The sequence below is a fragment of the Rhizobium sp. BT-226 genome (assembly GCF_025847085.2).
Taxonomy (GTDB): domain Bacteria; phylum Pseudomonadota; class Alphaproteobacteria; order Rhizobiales; family Rhizobiaceae; genus Rhizobium; species Rhizobium sophorae.
The window spans coordinates 452,918-465,639 of the sequence record NZ_JAOYTI010000004.1; the positions used below are offsets into that span (position 1 = coordinate 452,918).

Consider the following 12,722-nt stretch of genomic DNA (forward strand, 5'->3'; position numbering starts at 1 on the left):
AGAATGACGGTCAAGCGCCTCTGCCGTGCGGCGTCGATCGCTCTCTGCATCGCAGCCGGCGCTTCCTCGTCATGGGCCGGCGACGAGGTGCCGGTCATTAGCCGGCAAATCTCCGATTTCAGGATCGGCTCTTCAGAGACGCAATTCGGATCGCTGGAATTTCTCGGCGGGCTGGAGATGGTCTCCAGCAGAGCGCTATTCGGCTCGCTCTCCTCCATCCGTTTCCGGCCGGACCAAAAACATTTCGTCGTCGTGCTCGATACCGGCCAGTGGCTGACCGGCAGCATCGAGCGCGACGTCAAGGGCAGGCTTTCCGGCCTTTCGGATGTCGAGATCACGCCGATGAAGAACGGCGCCGGGGTGAGCTTCGAAGGCAAGGGACATATGGATGCCGAAGGCCTGGCGCTTGACGGCGACCGGATCCTGGTCTCCTTCGAGCAGGCTCATCGCGTCGATGTCTATCCCGATCCCGGCTTTGCCGACTCGGGAGCGATCGCCACTTTGCCGATCCTCATCCCGCGGAAGATGCTGGACGACAACCGCGGCATCGAAACCATCACCGTGGCGCCGGCATCAAGCCCGCTGCGGGGCGGCGTAGTCGTCGTCTCGGAACGCGGTCTCGACAGTGACGGCAATCGGCTGGCGGCCATTCTCAGCGGGCCGCTGAAAGGGCGTTTCTCGGTCAAGCGGGACGGCAGCTTCGACATCACCGACGGCGCCTTCCTGCCGGACGGCGACCTGCTGCTGCTGGAGCGCCGCTTCAACATGGCCGAAGGCATCGGCATGCGCCTTCGGCGCATCAAGGGCGCCGACATCAGGCCCGGCGCCGTCGTTGACGGCGAATTGCTGCTGGAAGGCAATTTCAACTCGCAGATCGACAATATGGAAGGGCTCGATGCTTTCCAGGCCGCCGACGGCATGACCCATATCATCCTGGTATCGGACGACAATCATTCGATCCTGCAGCGCAATCTGATGCTGGAATTCCGGCTTTCCGACAGTGTGAAGCAGGCTGCGTCAGACTGATGTCACAAGCTTTGGCTATCGGATTGAACCGCAGCCGGCCGGCTTGAGCCTTTGTTCTAAAGCAGCTATCGGAGGAAAATCATGGTGCATATCCATGTCATGGGCGCGTCCGGTTCCGGCACGACATCGCTCGGCCGTGCGCTCGCCGAAAAGCTCGATATCGCCCATCTCGACACCGACGATTTCTTCTGGTTGCCGTTCACGACGCCGAGGGAAGCCGACGAGCGCATGGGGCTGCTCCTCGATGAGGTGGCGCGGCACGAAGGCTGGCTACTTTCCGGATCGGCGCTCAAATGGGGGGAGGCCGATTGAGCCGCTCTACGATCTGATCGTGTTCCTCAGGATAGACCCGGAGCTTAGAATGGCGCGCATCCTTGCGCGGGAGCTTGCCCGATACGGAAACAGAATCAGGCCCGGCGGCGACATGGCCGTAAAGAGCGGGGAATTCCTGGAATGGGCGGCCAGCTACGATACGGCCGGTCCCGAACGCCGCAGCCTTGCGGCACATGAGCAATGGCTGGAAACACAGACGGCGCCGGTGCTGCGGCTCGATTCATCGCGTGATATCGATGATCTGACGGCAGAGGTGCTGCTGCATCCAGCCATCGCCGCCGGCGCGGTCCGGCGGCGTCCGTAGCTTCAATTAGCTGACGCGAGCCGCCTGCATCGGCCGCAGCACATTCATCAGCGCGCCATAAGGCAGCAGCATGACGAGGCCGACGATCATCTTCACGGCGAAATCGCCGATCGCCCAGGAAATCCAGCGCGGAGCCTCGGTGACGAAAACGCCGAGGATGGGGGCTGCTTCCAGCGCAAAGGGGTCGTTCGGGCCGAGGAAGACGAAGAACGCGGCGAAGGACAGCGAGAAGAACATCACCGTATCGAGCGCCGAGCCGATCAGCGAACCGACCAGCGGCGCGCGCCACCAGGCCTGGCGGCGAAGGCGGTTGAAGACGGCGATATCGAGCAGCTGGCCGGCGAGATAGGCCGAGCCGGAGGCGATGGCGATGCGCGGCACCGAGGTGAAGAAGGATAGCGTCACGCCGACGACGAAGCCGGCAAAGACAACCTTGCGCGCTGCCTGCGGGCCGAACTGGCGGTTGGTCAGATCGGTGATCAGGAAGGCGATCGGATAGGAGAAAGCGCCCCAGGTCAGGATGTCGGCAAGGTTGATGCCGGCGACTTCGGCGTTCAGGGGAAACTGGACGAGGAAGTTGGAGGCGACGACGACGAGCGTCATCAGCGCGACATAGGCAATGGTATAGCGGTTCTTCAGCATTTTTTTATCCTGGGTGATGCCACCAGTTGGAGGAGCAAACCGGCAAAGCAAAAGGCTTGTCGGTATTATCCGTTCAAGCCTTTTGAAGCCGTATGAAAGAAGGGCAGAAGCTTACGCAGCAGCGGCTTCAGCGGTCTTCTTGGCAATCTGACGGCGCAGCAGGCGCGCGCGCATCGACAGTTCGTTTTCGCTGGCCTTCAGCAGGAAGGCATCGAGGCCGCCACGATGCTCGACGGAGCGAAGAGCGGCAGCCGAAACGCGAAGACGATAACGCTGGTTGAGAGCGTCGGAAATCAGCGTTACCTGGCACAGGTTCGGCAGGAACCGGCGCTTGGTCTTGTTGTTGGCATGGCTGACATTGTTACCAGTCAGGACGGCCTTGCCGGTCAATTCGCACACGCGGGACATGGAACACCTATTCTTGTTTTTCTCGGGCCATCGAATTGCCACTCCCGGCAAAGCCAGGCGCGCAATCCAACGGGCATGATTGGAAAGTTGCGGTTCTATAGTCAGACAGGCTGCTCGCGTCAAGCCAAACCTTGGCCTTTCCCGCAATTCTGTCAAAAAGCTGCTGTTTTCTTCCCTTCACGGCAGGAGTATAGAGCGCTCAGCAAGGCCTGCCGGCGCGCAGCAAGACAAGGCTTTTTTCCATGGCTCATTCGGGCAGACGGATTTTCATTTCGGCCATCGCCGCACTTCTTGCCATACCGGCATCGGCGGCCGAAATCCTGCATCGGACGGAATACCGGGTGGCGCTCGCCGGCCTGCCGATCGCGCGTGCCGCGTTCCTGACGCAGATCGAGGACGATCACAGCTACAAGATCGCCGGCGACATCAATTCTGCCGGTCTTGCCGATCTCGTCACGACGATTTCGGCCAAGACCAGTGTCACCGGGGTCGTGCGCAAGAACAGGCTGCAGGCGTTGAAATATTCGCTCTACTACAAGAGCGGCAAGAGGAAGGCCCGCGTCTACGAGGTCAGCTACCGCAACGGCAACATCATTTCGGCGACGACGACACCGATGCCGAAGCGTCCGAAGAACTGGATCGACGTCACGCCGCGCGACATGCGCTCGGTGCTCGACCCGATCTCCGGTCTGGTCTTCACCGGCGATACCAAGGTCTGCTCGCAGACGCTGCCGATCTTCGACGGCGAGACACGCATGGATCTGGTGCTGTCGCCGAAGGGCGACGAGGATTTCTCCACCAATGGCTTCAAGGGCAAGGCGACCGTCTGCAGCGTGCGCTTCGTGCCGCGCTCGGGCTACAAGAAAGGCCGCAAGGACATCGACTATCTCAGCAAGAGCCACCGCATGGAAATCTGGTTTGCCAAGTCGGACGCGGCAAATGTATACGCTCCTGTCTATGTGCGCATTCCAACCGAATATGGAATGGTGACGATCACTGCCGTCAAATACGGCAGCAACAGCTGACGGGGCTTCTGCCTCCGTGAAAGGGGACAGGTGAAGCTTCGCGCGACGTTGATCGGTTTTACGGCCATTCTGATGTGGTCGTTCCTGGCGTTGTTCACGGCCGCTTCCGGCAAGATGCCGCCGTTCCAGCTTTCGGCCGTCTGCTTTGCGATCGGCAGCATTCCCGGCCTCGTCGTGCTGACCCTCGATCCCTCGCGGCTGGCGCTGCTGAAGCAGCCGGCCAAGGTCTGGATAACCGGCATTATGGGGCTGTTCGGTTATCACTTCCTCTATTTTACCGCGCTCCGGAACGCGCCGGCGGTGGAGGCGGGGCTGATCGCCTATCTCTGGCCGCTGCTGATCGTCGTCGGTTCGGCGCTGCTGCCCGGCGAACGGCTGCGCTGGTATCATGTGGCAGGTGCGCTTGCCGGGCTTTGCGGCACCTTCCTGATCGTTAGCCGCAACGGCATCGATTTCGACGGCGCCTATGCCATTGGTTACGGCGCTGCTTTTCTCTGCGCCTTCACATGGTCCGGCTATTCGCTGCTGACGCGGCGTTTCGACGCCGTCTCCACGGATGTCGTCACCGGCTTCTGCCTTGCAACCTCCATGCTGTCGCTCTTCTGCCATCTCGGCCTTGAGACGACCGTCTGGCCGGAAACGGTTTTCGAATGGGTCGCCGTCGCCGGGCTCGGGCTCTTTCCGGTCGGTGCTGCCTTCTACGCGTGGGATTACGGCGTCAAGAACGGCGATATCCAAATTCTCGGCGCGGCAAGTTATGCAGCACCTCTGCTTTCGACGCTTATTCTGGTGCTGTTCGGATTTGCCGAGCCGAGCTGGCGCATTGCTCTCGCCTGCCTGCTCGTCACCGGCGGGGCGGTGCTCGCCGCTCAGGACATGTTTCGCCGCAAAACTCCTGCGCAGCCTGCGGCTGCAGCATAGGCCTTAGAACAGGATTCAGATTTTTGGGCCCGGTCGGCCTAAAATCTGAATCCTGTTCTAAATTAGATAGTTGGAGGATGATGTCGCCCGAAAACCGCTCACACTTTTCGGCTTCATGCTCTAACCGCCGGGCTTCCAACCGGGCGGCGCCATCTCGAAGCTCGAAAATTCGAAGCCGGGCGAGACGGTGCAGCCGACCAGGGTGAAATCGCCGAGGGTTTCGGCCGATTGCCACCAATTGGCGGGAATGATTGCCTGCGGCCGTTCGCCGGCAGGAAGATTCGTTCCGAGCGTCAGGGTCTCGCTTGCCGTTCCGTCTTCCGACCGATGCAGCGAGAGCGGCGCGCCGGCGTAATAATGCCAGACCTCCGCCGCATCATGGACACGATGCCAGTGCGAACGCTGCCCCCTGGCCAGCAGATAATAGATCGCTGTCGAGTGGCCGCGTTCTCCGCCCGCGGTATCGCGGAATGTCTGCACGTACCAGCCACCTTCGGGATGCGGCTGCATGCCGAGTTCGCGGATGATGTCCTCAGGCGACATCAGAAATGGTCCTTGCGCTTGCGGATCTCGGCAAAGACTTCCTCGTTGGTCTTGCCTTCCATCAGCAGATTGCGGCGGATCGCCGGATCGGCGGCGCGCAGAAACGGGTTGGTTTCCTTTTCTAGCCCCAGCGTCGTCGGGATGGTGAATTTGCCGTCGGCGCGCAAGGCCTCGATCTCGGCGGCGCGGTTCTTCAGTCGCTCATTGTCGGGATCGACGGTCAGCGCGAAGCGGGCATTGGACAATGTGTATTCATGGCCGAAATAGATGGCGGTCTCATCGGGCAGCACGGCGAGTTTCTGCAGGGAATGCCACATATCGGCGGCCGGGCGTTCGAACAGCCGGCCGCAGCCGAGCGCAAACAGCGTGTCGGCGGCAAACAGCAGTTTGTCATCGACGAAGTGATAGCAGATGTGGCCTGCGGTGTGGCCGGGCGTCTCGATGACGTTGACCGTGTGGTCGCCAAAAAGGAAGCTGTCGCTATCGGCCATCGTCCGATCGAGACCGGGAATGGCAATGGCCTCGTTGATCGGGCCGATGATCTCGCAGCCGAACTGTTCCTTCAGCGCCAGGTTGGCCGTGACATGGTCGGTGTGATGATGCGTGGTGAAGATATGGGTGATTTTCCAGCCGCGACGTGTCGCCGCCTCCAGGATCGGCGCCTCCTCCGGCGCATCGATCGCCGCGGTAAAGCCTGTCTCCGGATCGTGCACGAGAACGCCGAAATTGTCGGTGCGGCAGAGAAAAACGTCTAATTCCAAAGGTTTCATCGTTCAATAATCCCTTATCCCAGGAGTCTCGCGGAAATGTAGAGGTTCCGGCCTTGAAGTCCAACCGCCCGCTGATAACATTTGTCGCGATGCACGCCGATATCGTCGACTTACGCCAGTTCTATCATTCCGAGCTCGGACGTCTTGCCGAGCAGTCGATCGCCATGGCGCTGTCCTCGCTCTGGGTGCGGCTGCCGCAGGAGCGCCTGGTCGGTATCGGTTATGCCGTGCCCTTCCTCGATCGCTTCCAGGCCGATACCGAGCGCACCTTCGCCTTCATGCCGGCCGGGCAGGGCGCGGTGAACTGGCCGATGGGCTCGCTTTCGACGACGGCGCTTGTCTTCGACGAGGAACTGCCGCTGCCGGATTCGTCGATCGACCGGGTGCTGATGGTGCATTCGCTGGAATTTGCCGAAAGCCCGCGCGAGACGCTGAAGGAGCTCTGGCGGGTGCTGGCGCCGGGCGGACGGCTGGTCATCGTCGTGCCGAACCGGCGCGGCGTCTGGGCACGCATGGAGCATACGCCCTTCGGTTCGGGCCGGCCCTATTCCCGCGGTCAGCTGACAAATCTGCTGCGCGAGACGAATTTCACGCCGGGCGCGACGGCTGAAGCGCTGTTCTTCCCGCCCTCGAAGCTCAGGACCATCCTGCGCCTGCGGCGCGCCTTCGAGCGGATCGGCCGAACGCTTTGGCCGGCCTTCTCGGGCGTCATCATCGTCGAAGCGCAGAAGCGGCTCTATCAGGGGCTGCCGGTTGCGGCGCGGGCCTCCCGCCGCGTCTTCGTGCCGGTTCTCGCACCGCACGGCGTGCCGACCACACGTAGTAGATGACGTCGCTCGCGGTGGTCTTGTGTCACGCCCATAGCTCTCGACAACAATCGCATTCCGCTTTAATGCCACTTGGTGTTTTTCAGCCCGGATTTACCGGCAATTCCAAGGTCGAACCATGAGCGTTGAGATGAGCAAACCCGTTCCGCGTCCCGGTATTCTCGATATCGCAGCCTATGTGCCGGGCAAGGAACATGCGCCGGGTGTTGCCCGTGTCTACAAGCTCTCGTCCAACGAAACGCCGCTCGGCGCCAGCCCGAAGGCAATCGAGGCCTTCAAGACGGTTGCCGACAATCTGGGGCGTTATCCTGACGGGCAGGCGATCGAACTGCGCGAGGCGATCGCTGCCGTGCACGGCCTCAATCCGGCAAACATCCTCTGCGGCAACGGTTCGGACGAGCTGCTCGGCCTGCTCTGCCATGTCTATCTCGGCGCTGGCGACGAGGGCATCATCACCGAGCACGGCTTCCTCGTCTACAAGATCCAGATCCTGGGCGCAGGCGCCACGCCTGTCGTCGTCAAGGAGAAGGACTATACCGTCGATGTCGATGCCATTCTTGCGGCGGTGACGGAGAAGACGAAGATCGTCTTCATCGCCAATCCCGGCAATCCGACCGGCACCTATGTTTCCGTCAGCGAGATCCGCCGCCTGCAGGCCGGACTGCCGAAACATGTCGTCCTGGTGCTCGATGCGGCTTACGCCGAATATGTGCGCCGCAACGATTATGAAGCCGGCATCGAGGTCGTGTCCTCCAATGCCAATGTGGTGATGACCCGCACCTTCTCGAAGGCCTACGGTCTTGCGGCGCTACGCGTCGGCTGGATGTATGCGCCGGCCGAGATCGTCGACGCATTGAATCGCGTGCGCGCGCCGTTCAACTTGAACGCACCGGCAATCGCCGCCGCCGCCGCTGCCATCCGCGACCAGGCCTTCATCCAGCAGGCCGTCTCCTTCAACCAGATGTGGGTGGAGACACTAACCCAGGCGCTCGAAGCGATCGGGCTGAAGGTGACGCCGTCCGTTGCCAATTTCGTCCTCATCCATTTCCCGGAGATCGACGGCAAGCGCGCCGCGGATGCCGACGATTTGCTGACGAGCCGCGGCTACATCCTGCGGGCCGTGCGCGGTTATGGCTTCGCCAATGCGCTGCGCATGAGCATCGGCCCCGAGGAGGCCAATCGCGGCGTGATTGCCGCGCTCACCGAATTCATGGGTCATCAGCGATGAGCGTGCAGTTCGATCGTATCGCGCTGATCGGCATCGGCCTGATCGGCTCTTCGCTCGCCTATGACATCAGGCGGCTTGGTCTTGCAAGGGAGATCGTCGTCGCTACGCGCAGCCCCGATACGTTGAAGCGCGCCGAAGAACTCGGCCTCGGCGATCGCTATACGACGTCGTCGCAGGATGCCGTCACGGATGCCGATCTGGTGATCGTCTCGGTGCCGGTCGGCGCTTCTGAAAGCGTGGCGAAGGAGATCTCGGGAAACCTGAAGCCCGGGGCCATCGTCACCGATGTCGGTTCGACAAAGGCTTCTGTCATTGCGCAGATGCTGCCGCATATGCCTGATAATGTGCATTTCATCCCCGGCCATCCGTTGGCCGGCACCGAAAAATCCGGCCCGGATGCCGGCTTTCCCGGCCTCTTCGAAGGCCGCTGGTGCATCTTCACGCCGGTCGCCGGCACCGATGAGGCGGCGCTCAAGCGGCTGCGCAGCTTCTGGGAAGCGCTGGGCTCGAAGGTCGACGAGATGGATGCCGAGCATCACGACAAGGTGCTCGCCATCGTCTCGCACCTGCCGCATATCATCGCCTACAATATCGTCGGCACGGCCGACGATCTGGAAACGGTGACGGAATCTGAAGTCATCAAATATTCCGCCTCCGGCTTTCGCGATTTCACGCGCCTTGCTGCCTCCGACCCGACCATGTGGCGCGACGTCTGCCTCCACAACCGCGATGCGATCCTCGAAATGCTGGCGCGCTTTTCGGAGGATCTCGCCTATCTGCAGCGCGCCATCCGCTGGGGCGAAGGCGACAAGATTTTCGAACTCTTCACCCGCACACGCGCCATCCGCCGTTCGATCGTCCAGGCTGGCCAGGATGTCGACGCGCCGGATTTCGGCCGCCACGCTCTGGACAAGAAGTAGCCGCCGCGATGGTGGAGGTGGCAAACGCCGGCCAGGCAGATATCGACTGGCTGGTGCGCGAGGATGCCAGTGCCGGTGCGGCATGGGTATCGCGCTGTGTCGCGCTCGGCGAATATCTGGTTGCCAGGGAGGCCGGCGAGATTGTCGGTTTCCTCCGCTTCTCCCGCTTCTGGGGCAGGGTTCCCTATATGGAAATGATCCGCGTCCTGCCCGGACACCGCCGGTCGGGCGTTGGAACGGCGCTGTTTCTTGCCTGGGAAGACGCCATGCGCGGCGATGGCGCCCGCCTGCTGATGACGTCGAGCGAATGCGATGAAAGCCGGCCTCAGGACTGGCATCGCCGCAACGGATTTTCCGAAACCGGCGCGATCGAGCTGCCCGGCCTGCAATCGGTCCCGGAAGTCTTCTTCATCAAGCGAATTGCCTGAAGCGCCTCGCGTCGAGCCGTAATCATGCGACGCGCTCAGGCCTGTTCCTATTTCCTGTGCATCCCCCTATCCCAAAACCGCTGCACACTTTTGGGCGAGATGCATCAGATCGGCGGAATCCGGCCGAGTGGGATGAAACCGCTGACGGTGGCATTGCCGCGATCGACGACGAGATCGACGGAGACCTTGTCGCCGCCGCCGGCAAGCGCCTTCAAGAGCTTCGTCGCGGTGTTGACGGTCGATGCGATATCCGGAAATGCCTGTTTCAGGCTGTCGCCCCAGGGGCCGAGCTGTTCGATCTCCAGCTTGAATTTTCCCGAGAGGAAGCCTTGTTCGTCGAAGGAGAAGGGGCCGGTGAGCGTCATCACCTTGCCGTCGCCGATGTCGGCGACGATGCGGCGCAGGTCGCCGGTGGCGCCATTGAGGCCGTTCCGGTCGCTTCCGTCGATCAGGCCGGCCTTGCCGGCGACGGTCAGATCGATGCTCGCCGACAATTTCGGGAAGATCTGCGGCCAGTCCTTGATCGCCGTATTGGCGTCCTGCACGGAGATCGCGCCGTCGAGATCGGCACCGTTCTGGCGCAGATGGATTTCGGTGCGAGCGGCATCGAAGCTCATGGTCTGGCCGGTGTAGGAGGAGAAGGCCATCGCCTTCAGACCCTCGATGACGGTCGAGCTGCGGTCGATGCCCTGCAGCCTGGTTGCAAGACTCGCCTGCAGGTTCGTCCACTGGGCCGAGATCGAAAGGCCGTTGCTGGTGCGGATTTCGGCCGGCGAATCGAGTTCCCAGACGATATTGCCGGGCGCATAGACCTGGGCTGCCGAGCGCAGCGCGCCGAAGGTGGCGGAGACGCCGTTGACATTGTCGTCGACGTCGATCTTCGAGCAAAACAGACCGATACGGAAGGGATAGCCACGGAATTCGATATCGGAGCATTCACCGCTGACGCCTGCCTGGTCGCGCGGCGCGATCGCCTTCAGCACCGTGGTCTTCAACGCCGACGCCGCATAGAACCAGCCGCCGGTATAAAGCGCGATCGCCAGGAGGACGCCTCCACCCAGCAACCAGAATTTCTTGCCGCTGCCGGATTGGCTGCTGCCGGATCGGCTTGACGCTGCCATGATGTTCTCCAATGGTGAATCGCAAATGTGATTCCGGTCTGGCGTGCGATATGGACGAATTTTGGGTATTTGGCTACGGTTCGCTGATGTGGAATCCGGGCTTCGAGTTCATGGAGCGGGCAGAGGCCCTGGTCTACGGCTACAGGCGTTCGCTCTGCGTCCGCTCCTTTGTCCATCGCGGCACCCGCGACAATCCGGGCCTGGTTCTCGGCCTCGACAGGGGTGGCGCCTGCCGCGGCATGGCTTTCCGTATTGCGCCGGAAAAATGGGATGAAGTGATCGATTATCTCCGCGCCCGCGAGCTGGTCACCAACGTCTATCTGGAGCGCCGGGTGCGGTTGCAGCTTGCCGGCCGGCGCCGGGTCGAGGCGGTCGCCTACATCATCGACCGCGAGCATGAACAATATGCCGGCGCACTGGATGCGCTTGCGGCGGCGCGGGTGGTGAACGAAGCAAAAGGCCAGTCTGGTCCGAATGACGCCTATGTCTTCAACACGCTGACGCATCTGAAGCAGATGGGCATTCGCGACCATTGGCTGGAGCAGGTCGTCAACGAAGTGGAGCGGCTGCGCGCCGCCTGATCTCAGCCAGTTGCCGCGTTCAATTTGCGCAGCTCGCCCAGTCTGTCGACCGCCGTCGGCGGGAGCGGCAGATGCGGATTTTGCGCGACGGTTTCGAGCAGAAGCTCGTCGCTTGCCCGCTCCGATACCTCGATCAGATGGGCGAAAAAGGCGTCCGGATCCATTCCCGGCATGATCGGCGGTAGGATCCTCACCTTAAAATGGCCGGGATAACGACGAATGCTCCGCCGCGGCCAGAAGAGGCCGGGATGCATGGCGACCGGCACGACGGGGAGGCTAAGGTCGCGGTACATGCGGGCTATGCCGTATTTATAGAGCGGCTCTGCGCCCGGCGGGCGGCGGGTGCCCTCGGGATAGATGATGAGCTGGCGGCCGGTCGACAGCTCTTCCTTCGTGCGTTTCAGCACTTCCACCATCACCTTGCCGCGGGCGCCGCGATCGACCGGGATCATGCGCTGTTTCTTCGCATACCAGCCGAAAAGCGGAATCCACATCAGTTCGCGCTTCAGGATGTAGACCGGATCTTTCAGCCAGGGCAGCAGTGCGTAGGTATCCCAGAAGGACTGATGCTTCGGCGCCAGGATGTAACTGCCGTCAGGCAGGTTCTCCAGGCCCTCGATCTCGAAGGTGGTGCCGACGATCACCCGCATCAGCCAGTGGTTGGAGCGCGCCCAGTTCTTCGGGATCGCATAGGCGATCTTGCGCGGCACGACGAAATAGTAGGGCGAGAGCACGATCATCCGGATGATGAGGTTGGCGTAGAAGATCGTGTTGAAGAGAACGGAACGCAGGGCGATCATGAAACTTTCCCGAGGCATGCTCACGCGACCGGCCTACACGATATTGCCGATCATAAAAAGCGTTTGATGCTGCCTTGATGTAAAAGCTCAGTCTGAGGCGGATACGCCTGCCGAGCGCAGCCCGGTGTGGCGGCCGAAGCCGGTGATGTTGCGGGCGCCGGTCAGCAGCACTTTCACATATTCGGCCAGCATGACGCGCATCGCATTCGGGTCGGTGAACCAGTTGCGGCTCTTCAAATCCGAATTGACCACGGGATAAGCGATGAACTCGATGTCGGGATCGACATAGGAGAGCTCGGCGAGGCTTCGCGGCATGTGGTAGTTGTTGGTGACGATCAGAACGCTGCGGTATCCCTTGGCGTGGATCCAGTTCGAAGCTTCCTCGGCATTGCCGATCGTATCGATCGCATCGTAACCGATATCGACACAGCAGGAGAAGAGATCGGCCGAACCCTGCGTCATCTTGCGGATCTGTGCCGGCGTCGTCGTCGGGTGGGCGCCGGAAATGAGCAAGCGCTTGCCGGCACCCTTCTGCAGCAGCTCCACGGCCTGGTCGATGCGCTGGTAACCACCCGTCAGCACCACGATGGCATCCGCCTTCGGTTCAGCCGGGGGCTTCAGCGTCGTCACGGAATCGGCGAAACGCAGAAAACCTCCGAACACCAAGGCGATTGCCAGCAAGCAGGCAAAGCCGCCCCAGCGCAGCAGGCGGCGGATCGGCCCGCGCCGCGGCGACAAAGCTGCCGGGCGATCAAGCTCCGGGTCCTGATGAATCGGGTTGGGTGTCGTGTGTCCCATCGTCATGAATCGTGATTATACGCTGATTGCGGCGCAGAACAGACGCT

The 12,722-nt window shown here is 61.7% G+C and carries 15 protein-coding genes and 1 pseudogene; 9 read left to right on the forward strand and 7 right to left on the reverse strand.

What is annotated here, in order from left to right; translation table 11 throughout:
* Positions 1-3: 3 nt before the first annotated feature.
* Both OIU37_RS26700 and OIU37_RS26705 read left to right on the forward strand, forming a co-directional pair.
* The gene (locus OIU37_RS26700) at positions 4-1,026 is read left to right on the forward strand and encodes an esterase-like activity of phytase family protein (RefSeq protein ID WP_182211759.1); all 1,023 of its coding nucleotides are present in this window, start codon (positions 4-6) and stop codon (positions 1,024-1,026) included.
* A gap of 81 nt (positions 1,027-1,107) precedes the next feature.
* Positions 1,108-1,663: pseudogene (locus tag OIU37_RS26705) on the forward strand (adenylate kinase).
* Positions 1,664-1,669: 6 nt separating this feature from the next.
* Here OIU37_RS26705 and OIU37_RS26710 read toward each other — a convergent pair.
* Both OIU37_RS26710 and rpmB read right to left on the reverse strand, forming a co-directional pair.
* The gene (locus OIU37_RS26710; RefSeq protein WP_264259190.1) at positions 1,670-2,305 is read right to left on the reverse strand and encodes a VUT family protein; all 636 of its coding nucleotides are present in this window, start codon (positions 2,303-2,305) and stop codon (positions 1,670-1,672) included.
* 111 nt (positions 2,306-2,416) lie between these two features.
* Entirely contained in the window at positions 2,417-2,713 is a 297-nt protein-coding gene (gene rpmB, locus OIU37_RS26715; protein ID WP_018243798.1) for a 50S ribosomal protein L28, read from the reverse strand.
* A 242-nt stretch (positions 2,714-2,955) separates the two neighbouring features.
* Here rpmB and OIU37_RS26720 point away from each other — a divergent pair, with 242 nt between their 5' ends.
* On the forward strand, positions 2,956-3,738 hold the full coding sequence (locus OIU37_RS26720; protein ID WP_264259191.1) for a DUF3108 domain-containing protein: 783 nt from the start codon (positions 2,956-2,958) through the stop codon (positions 3,736-3,738).
* A 30-nt stretch (positions 3,739-3,768) separates the two neighbouring features.
* Positions 3,769-4,659, forward strand: coding sequence for a DMT family transporter (locus OIU37_RS26725; protein WP_264259192.1), 891 nt, complete (start codon positions 3,769-3,771; stop codon positions 4,657-4,659).
* Between the two features lie 120 nt (positions 4,660-4,779).
* On the opposite strand, the gene OIU37_RS26730 is transcribed toward OIU37_RS26725, so the two are convergent.
* Entirely contained in the window at positions 4,780-5,202 is a 423-nt protein-coding gene (locus OIU37_RS26730; protein WP_168313450.1) for a cupin domain-containing protein, read from the reverse strand.
* Positions 5,202-5,972 carry a hydroxyacylglutathione hydrolase gene (gene gloB, locus OIU37_RS26735; protein ID WP_264259193.1) on the reverse strand — a complete coding sequence of 257 codons (771 nt, stop codon included), beginning with the start codon at positions 5,970-5,972 and terminating at the stop codon, positions 5,202-5,204. Before gloB ends, OIU37_RS26730 begins: the two co-directional genes overlap by 1 nt.
* Before the next feature lie 53 nt (positions 5,973-6,025).
* Here gloB and OIU37_RS26740 point away from each other — a divergent pair, with 53 nt between their 5' ends.
* The 4 genes from OIU37_RS26740 (at position 6,026) to OIU37_RS26755 (ending at position 9,375) form a co-directional block, all read left to right on the forward strand.
* Positions 6,026-6,802, forward strand: coding sequence for a class I SAM-dependent methyltransferase (locus OIU37_RS26740; RefSeq protein WP_264259194.1), 777 nt, complete (start codon positions 6,026-6,028; stop codon positions 6,800-6,802).
* Between the two features lie 127 nt (positions 6,803-6,929).
* The gene (gene hisC / locus OIU37_RS26745; RefSeq protein WP_184501367.1) at positions 6,930-8,027 is read left to right on the forward strand and encodes a histidinol-phosphate transaminase; all 1,098 of its coding nucleotides are present in this window, start codon (positions 6,930-6,932) and stop codon (positions 8,025-8,027) included.
* Positions 8,024-8,947: a prephenate/arogenate dehydrogenase family protein gene (locus tag OIU37_RS26750; RefSeq protein ID WP_180696415.1), complete on the forward strand. Its 924-nt coding sequence runs from the start codon at positions 8,024-8,026 to the stop codon at positions 8,945-8,947. Before hisC ends, OIU37_RS26750 begins: the two co-directional genes overlap by 4 nt.
* Before the next feature lie 8 nt (positions 8,948-8,955).
* Positions 8,956-9,375, forward strand: coding sequence for a GNAT family N-acetyltransferase (locus tag OIU37_RS26755; protein ID WP_264259195.1), 420 nt, complete (start codon positions 8,956-8,958; stop codon positions 9,373-9,375).
* 104 nt (positions 9,376-9,479) lie between these two features.
* Here the strand turns inward: OIU37_RS26755 and OIU37_RS26760 are convergent, their stop codons facing one another.
* Positions 9,480-10,496, reverse strand: coding sequence for a DUF2125 domain-containing protein (locus OIU37_RS26760; protein WP_264259196.1), 1,017 nt, complete (start codon positions 10,494-10,496; stop codon positions 9,480-9,482).
* A 50-nt stretch (positions 10,497-10,546) separates the two neighbouring features.
* Between OIU37_RS26760 and OIU37_RS26765 the strand changes: the two genes are divergently transcribed.
* Positions 10,547-11,077 carry a gamma-glutamylcyclotransferase gene (locus OIU37_RS26765; RefSeq protein ID WP_171604683.1) on the forward strand — a complete coding sequence of 177 codons (531 nt, stop codon included), beginning with the start codon at positions 10,547-10,549 and terminating at the stop codon, positions 11,075-11,077.
* Positions 11,078-11,079: 2 nt separating this feature from the next.
* Here the strand turns inward: OIU37_RS26765 and OIU37_RS26770 are convergent, their stop codons facing one another.
* On the reverse strand, positions 11,080-11,877 hold the full coding sequence (locus OIU37_RS26770) for a 1-acyl-sn-glycerol-3-phosphate acyltransferase (RefSeq protein ID WP_264259197.1): 798 nt from the start codon (positions 11,875-11,877) through the stop codon (positions 11,080-11,082).
* A gap of 87 nt (positions 11,878-11,964) precedes the next feature.
* Positions 11,965-12,681, reverse strand: coding sequence for a YdcF family protein (locus OIU37_RS26775; RefSeq protein WP_182211774.1), 717 nt, complete (start codon positions 12,679-12,681; stop codon positions 11,965-11,967).
* Positions 12,682-12,722: the final 41 nt, after the last annotated feature.

What these genes read in the sequence shown, in the direction of transcription:
- gloB (WP_264259193.1), bottom strand. Translation starts at nt 5,972, where the DNA reads ATGAAACCTTTGGAATTAGACGTTTTTCTCTGCCGCACCGACAATTTC.
- OIU37_RS26770 (WP_264259197.1), bottom strand. Translation starts at nt 11,877, where the DNA reads ATGATCGCCCTGCGTTCCGTTCTCTTCAACACGATCTTCTACGCCAAC.
- OIU37_RS26750 (WP_180696415.1), top strand. Translation starts at nt 8,024, where the DNA reads ATGAGCGTGCAGTTCGATCGTATCGCGCTGATCGGCATCGGCCTGATC.
- OIU37_RS26730 (WP_168313450.1), bottom strand. Translation starts at nt 5,202, where the DNA reads ATGTCGCCTGAGGACATCATCCGCGAACTCGGCATGCAGCCGCATCCC.
- OIU37_RS26710 (WP_264259190.1), bottom strand. Translation starts at nt 2,305, where the DNA reads ATGCTGAAGAACCGCTATACCATTGCCTATGTCGCGCTGATGACGCTC.
- OIU37_RS26700 (WP_182211759.1), top strand. Translation starts at nt 4, where the DNA reads ATGACGGTCAAGCGCCTCTGCCGTGCGGCGTCGATCGCTCTCTGCATC.
- OIU37_RS26720 (WP_264259191.1), top strand. Translation starts at nt 2,956, where the DNA reads ATGGCTCATTCGGGCAGACGGATTTTCATTTCGGCCATCGCCGCACTT.
- rpmB (WP_018243798.1), bottom strand. Translation starts at nt 2,713, where the DNA reads ATGTCCCGCGTGTGCGAATTGACCGGCAAGGCCGTCCTGACTGGTAAC.
- OIU37_RS26775 (WP_182211774.1), bottom strand. Translation starts at nt 12,681, where the DNA reads ATGACGATGGGACACACGACACCCAACCCGATTCATCAGGACCCGGAG.
- OIU37_RS26765 (WP_171604683.1), top strand. Translation starts at nt 10,547, where the DNA reads ATGGACGAATTTTGGGTATTTGGCTACGGTTCGCTGATGTGGAATCCG.
- OIU37_RS26760 (WP_264259196.1), bottom strand. Translation starts at nt 10,496, where the DNA reads ATGGCAGCGTCAAGCCGATCCGGCAGCAGCCAATCCGGCAGCGGCAAG.
- OIU37_RS26755 (WP_264259195.1), top strand. Translation starts at nt 8,956, where the DNA reads ATGGTGGAGGTGGCAAACGCCGGCCAGGCAGATATCGACTGGCTGGTG.
- hisC (WP_184501367.1), top strand. Translation starts at nt 6,930, where the DNA reads ATGAGCAAACCCGTTCCGCGTCCCGGTATTCTCGATATCGCAGCCTAT.